The sequence below is a fragment of the Methylobacterium aquaticum genome (assembly GCF_001043915.1).
In the GTDB taxonomy this organism is placed as follows: domain Bacteria; phylum Pseudomonadota; class Alphaproteobacteria; order Rhizobiales; family Beijerinckiaceae; genus Methylobacterium; species Methylobacterium aquaticum.
The window spans coordinates 1-5,101 of the sequence record NZ_LABX01000188.1; the positions used below are offsets into that span (position 1 = coordinate 1).

At 70.3% G+C, this 5,101-nt stretch carries 5 protein-coding genes; 3 read left to right on the top strand and 2 right to left on the bottom strand.

Going from position 1 to position 5,101, the window contains the following annotated elements; all coding sequences use genetic code 11:
- Positions 1–73 precede the first annotated feature (73 nt).
- Both VP06_RS23150 and VP06_RS23155 read right to left on the bottom strand, forming a co-directional pair.
- Positions 74–865 (bottom strand): hypothetical protein, encoded by a 792-nt coding sequence (locus tag VP06_RS23150; RefSeq protein ID WP_048466155.1) that lies wholly within the window; start codon positions 863–865, stop codon positions 74–76.
- A gap of 6 nt (positions 866–871) precedes the next feature.
- Positions 872–2,365, bottom strand: coding sequence for a D-alanyl-D-alanine carboxypeptidase family protein (locus VP06_RS23155; protein WP_197093264.1), 1,494 nt, complete (start codon positions 2,363–2,365; stop codon positions 872–874).
- 426 nt (positions 2,366–2,791) lie between these two features.
- Here VP06_RS23155 and queE point away from each other — a divergent pair, with 426 nt between their 5' ends.
- The 3 genes from queE to VP06_RS23170 all read left to right on the top strand — a co-directional run bounded on the left by queE (position 2,792) and on the right by VP06_RS23170 (position 5,021).
- Positions 2,792–3,424 carry a 7-carboxy-7-deazaguanine synthase gene (gene queE, locus VP06_RS23160; RefSeq protein WP_048466156.1) on the top strand — a complete coding sequence of 211 codons (633 nt, stop codon included), beginning with the start codon at positions 2,792–2,794 and terminating at the stop codon, positions 3,422–3,424.
- A 470-nt stretch (positions 3,425–3,894) separates the two neighbouring features.
- Complete coding sequence (locus VP06_RS23165) at positions 3,895–4,377, top strand: Lrp/AsnC family transcriptional regulator (RefSeq protein WP_048466157.1); 483 nt, start codon at positions 3,895–3,897, stop codon at positions 4,375–4,377.
- A 377-nt stretch (positions 4,378–4,754) separates the two neighbouring features.
- Positions 4,755–5,021, top strand: coding sequence for a hypothetical protein (locus VP06_RS23170; protein WP_048466158.1), 267 nt, complete (start codon positions 4,755–4,757; stop codon positions 5,019–5,021).
- Positions 5,022–5,101: the final 80 nt, after the last annotated feature.

Genomic DNA, 5,101 nt, shown 5'->3' on the forward strand with positions numbered 1-5,101 from the left:
GGTCATGGGGGCGGTCATGGGGGGTGGTCTCGTCGGACTGCTCCCCGCGAACTGCGCATGCGCCCGGCGAACGTCAATCCCGGGCCGCTGCACCGGTCAGCGGCACCCGCTCCAGCACACCCCCATCGAGGACCTGATCGTCGGTGGCCCAGAGCAGCCACAGCGCGTCGACCGTGAGGCGCAGGATCGGCCGGTCCCACCAGCTTTCGATCATGGCCGACAGGGCAGCGGCTTCGTCCGGGTCGAGATCGTCCGTCAGGGCGTGCAGGCCGACGACGGTGAGCCCGCTCGGCGCCCGGCCCATGATCTGCTGGATCGCCGCCAGCATGTCGGCCCCGTCGCGGCATTCGGGATAGACCCGCAGGTAGAGCCGGCCGACATTGACGGTGCCGGAGAACAGGCCGCGCAGCTCGACCGTCACCGGGCCGAGGACCGCCAAGGCCGCCCGTTGCTCGGGCGTCACCATCGGCGCGGCATCGGGACCGACCGCGAGGGAGCCGCACAGGGTTGCGTGCAGGCGATCCCTGCGGCGCGCGGCCACGTCCCAGGCGATCTTGTGGGCGAAGGGCGCGGCGCGCAGGTCTCGTTCCAGCGCGGCATGGGCCGGAGCGGCGTCGAGGGCTGCGTGCGGCACCGGCAGCACCAGCGAGACGACACGGGGATGGCGCCCGGACGTGTAATATCGCCCCTCTGTCGCGGGGATCACGCCGGGATGGCCGGGCGCCACCAGGGGCAGATGCGCGAGGCGGTACGCCTCGTCGAGGGCGAGTCCCTGCCCCGGCACGAAACGGGTCCGGCTGCGGCGATAGGCCAGACGATCGTCCGGGCAGAAGACAGGTGCCGAATCGGCCTCCGGCTCTGCCATGCGTCGTCAGTCGTCCTGCTTGCGCGCCGACTTCACGGCCGGCTTCGCCTCGGTCTTCTGGGCGGGCTTCGCCGCCGGCTTGGCGTCCTTGGCGGCCGGCTTCGCGACGGGCTTCACCGCCGCCTTGTGCGCCCTCGGCTCGGCGATCACCGCGGTGGCCGGGCCGGTGGAGGCGAAGGCCGAGGCCGAGGCGGGCGGCGCCCCCTTGTGGCGGGCGAGGAGCTTGGGCTGCGGCACGGTGGCGCCGGTCGCCGCGATGCTGCGGCTCGGCGCGGGCTTCTGCGGCGCGGGCTTGGCCACCTTGACCCGGGCGGCGGGCTTGGCCGGGGCGGGGGCCGCCTCGTCGGTCGCCGCGATGGCGCTCTCGGCCGGGTCGCGGCCGGTCCAGACCAGCACCGGCTGCAACGGCGCCCGCGGCGGCAGCGCGCGGTTGCGCAGGGCCGCACTGTTCATGGTGGCGAAGGCGAGCGCCGAGGAGGGTTGCGCGCCCACGGCCATCAGCTGCGCATTGGCGTTGTCGGCATTGCCCCCGGCGGCGGCCCCCGCGGTCACGGCGGACGAGTCCGAATCCGTCGGCATCGGCCGGCGCTTGTCGCAGATATAGGGCCGCATGTCCGGCGGGGCCGCGACGGACGAGGCCGGCAGCTCGGTGAGGGTCTGACCGCCCCAGCCGAAGCTCGACTGGCCGAAGCCGTAATCGAACAGGTCGGCGGCCTTCAGGTCGCGCTCGCGGGCGCTCGCCTGGCCCATCACCACCGTGAGGATGCGACGGCCGTTGCGGTTGGCGCTCGCCACGACGTTGAAGCCGCCCGAGCAGATGAAGCCGGTCTTCATGCCGTCGACACCAGCATAGCGGCCGAGGAGGCCGTTGTGGTTCGGCATCACGGCGCGGCCGAACTGGATTGCCGAGATCGAGAACAGGTCGCGGTTCTCGGGGAAATCGCGCAGCAGCGCCCGGCCGAGGACCGCCATGTCGCGGGCCGAGGTCCATTGCCGCGGGTCGGGCAGGCCGTTCGGGTTGGTCCAGCGGCTCTCGCGCATGCCGAGGCGCTGCGCGGTGTCGTTCATCAGGGCGGCGAAGCCGTCGATCGAGCCGCCGAGATTCTCGCCGATCGCCCAGGCGACATCGTTGGCCGACTTCACCATGATGATCTTGAGGGCGTTGTCGAGGGTGAGCTGGGTCCCGGGCTTGAAGCCCATCTTGGAGGGCGGCTCGGCCGCGGCGGCCTCCGAGATGGTCAGGAGCTGGTCCATCGAGGCGCGGCCCTGGCGCACCATGTCGAGGGCGACGTAGGTCGTCATCAGCTTGGTGATCGAGGCCGGGTACCAGGGGTCGGTGGCACCCTGGCTGTAGATCACCTTGCCGGTATCGACGTCGACGACCAGCATCGGCGCGGTGACGGCCCCCGCTGTCCCGGCAGCCAGGGATCCGGCGGCCACGAGGGCGCCGAGGCCGAAGAGGCGTCCGGCGAGGCGCGGCAGCAGCGCAGGTGTGAACATTCCGATCGGTTCCCGTCGTGCCGGTGCCGCCCGCGGCGCCTCCCGCGACCGTCCGGTCTCGCGATGAAGACCGTCCGATCACGCCGCCCCGGGCACCGCACGGCAGACCGACCGTGATTGTAGGGCAACGGCGAAGCTTTTGACAGCGCCGCGCGATGCCCCCATGAACCCACCATCCGTGGCAGGAGCATGGCGGCGGCGTTATCCCGTCTCCGCCCACAGGGGCTTCCACAGGCGGGAAAGACGATCTCGCCAGGCAGGAGACCTGAAGCGCGGGAGACCTGATGCGCGGGAGACCTGCCTCCGGCGGGCTTGCCGGCACGGGTCGCATCTGACAGGGCAGGAGAGCCGCACGAGACGGCCCCGACTTCACCCTTCTGGAGCAACGCGCGCGACGCCGACCGGTGCCGTCCGCCGACCGACATCATGAGCTACGCCGTCAAGGAGATCTTCCACACCCTTCAGGGCGAGGGCGCCCAGGCCGGGCGCGCCTCGGTGTTCTGCCGCTTCGCCGGCTGCAACCTGTGGAGCGGGCGCGAGGTAGACCGCGCTCAGGCCGTCTGCCGCTTCTGCGACACCGATTTCGTTGGCACCGACGGGGTCGGCGGCGGCCGCTTTTCCCAGGCGGAGGACCTGGCCGAGGCGATCGAGCGGACCTGGAACGGGGCCCGGGGTCGGCGCTACGTCGTGTTCACCGGCGGCGAGCCGCTGTTGCAGCTCGACGCGGCCCTTCTCGCAGCCGTCCATGCGCGGGGCTTCGAGGCGGCGGTGGAGACCAACGGCACGCAGGACCCGCCGGCGGGAATCGACTGGATCTGCGTCAGCCCCAAGGCGGGTGCGCCGTTGCGCCTCAGCCGCGGCGACGAGTTGAAGCTCGTCTATCCGCAGGCCGGCCTCGACCCGGACGCGCTCGCCGACCTCGATTTCCGCCATCTCTGGCTCCAGCCGATGGACGGGCCCGACCGGATCGCCAACACGCAAGCGGCGGTCGCCCATTGCCTGCGCGACGCCCGCTGGCGCCTAAGCGTGCAGACCCACAAGCTGATCGGGATCCCCTAAGCCGATTTCGCCGACGTGGTCACCGGTTCGGCGGCAAAAATCTGCGATCAAACAACAACCGAAGCTGACGAAGCGGTGGCCTGCCAACGCAAGTCTGCTTGGCAGTCTGTCGGGTTACGGGCGGGCAGGCCTCGATCTCCTGAAGCGCCGCAGGCTGCTCGCCGCCTGATCCACGCAAAGTGAGCAAGAACCCGATCCGGGGCAATCCCAATCCCAGAGGACCAGACGCAGCGACACAACGCCATGGGACACGATCTGGATTTTCTTCTTCTGGATTCCTTCGCGACGTGAGCGGCTGGAATCCCAGCCTTGCGCGGGGACTGCGCTGTGCCGGAGGTGCTGGCGCCGCGGCGATCCGACATCGTCCTCCGGCATCGTCCTCCGGCATGTGTCCCGTCACCTTGTGCCCGCCCCGGCGGGCGGCTACTCACCGGGGCTTAACTCCTCACCCGCCAGGAACGCCCGCCACCTTGCCCGCCCGCCTCGACGCCATCGACTGGGCGATCCTCCGGGAGCTACAGGCCGACGGCTCCATCACCAACGTGGAACTGGCCCGGCGCGTCGGCCTGTCGGCGCCGCCCTGCCTGCGCCGGGTCCGCGCCCTGGAGGAGGCCGGCATCATCCGCGGCTACCGCGCCGTGCTGGAGCCCAAGGCCCTCGGCTACGAGGTGATCTGCTTCGCCATGGTGCAGCTCGCCGCCCAAGGCCAGGCGGATCTCGCCGCCTTCGCGGCGCAGATGCGCGATTGGCCGATGGTGCGGGAATGCTGGACCCTTTCGGGCGAGACCGACTTCCTGCTCAAATGTGTCGCACCGAATCTCGGCGCGTTCCAGCAGCTCGTCGGCCATCTCACCGGCCTGCCCAACGTGCGGATGGTGCGAACCGCGCTTGCCCTCGACCAGATCAAGGACGAGCCGATTGCCCCTCTCGATGGGGCCGCGCCCGAGGCGTGACGCGGCGGCCGCGCGCGGCACTTGCGTACAATTTAACTGTGACAATCCCCCTGTCTCGCCAGTCATGCCCTCGAAGGCGGGTCTGGTAAACGCTACGTTATGCGGATCGCCCAATGAGGAACGGCCCTGGCTCGGGACTGCGTCAGCAGGGAATTGAAACTTCAGGTTGTTGCCAAGGGGCGGGTGGCGACCGTGGGGTGCGGATTGGTCAACGAGACTCGCGATGATCGCCCGCATGCCGAGAGAGTAGGATCATGATGCCCGACCGCCACGAGACTCATCGCGCAACGCCTGCACCGTCGAAGCGGAAGCGGGCCCGGCTCCGCGATGTGGCGTCCGGCGTGAGGTCTGGTCGAGGAGGCGTCATCCTGGACCCGGTGAGCCTGTTCGCCGTTCCGATCGGCCGGACGACAAGCCCGCCCGGCGATCCCGTGCCGGTCACGCAGACGCTCTACCGCACGCCGGACCACCGCTACGTGATCCGGACCTGCCTGACTGTCGGGACGGACCCGGCGCAGGATGCCTGCGACGTGATGATCTATCCCGACGAAGCCGCCTTGCGCGAGGCGCTGTCGGCCGGCAGCGACGGCCTCGACCAGGCGTTGCTCGCCGCAAGGGGCGACGAGCAGCGGGACCGGGCGTGATGCGCGAGAGCATTTTCCGACGACGTGGATACCGGTTCGTCGTAGAAAATGCGGCACAATCAAACAGCGAGAGAAGCTTC

What these genes read in the sequence shown, in the direction of transcription:
- VP06_RS23150 (WP_048466155.1), bottom strand. Translation starts at nt 865, where the DNA reads ATGGCAGAGCCGGAGGCCGATTCGGCACCTGTCTTCTGCCCGGACGAT.
- VP06_RS23155 (WP_197093264.1), bottom strand. Translation starts at nt 2,365, where the DNA reads ATGTTCACACCTGCGCTGCTGCCGCGCCTCGCCGGACGCCTCTTCGGC.
- queE (WP_048466156.1), top strand. Translation starts at nt 2,792, where the DNA reads ATGAGCTACGCCGTCAAGGAGATCTTCCACACCCTTCAGGGCGAGGGC.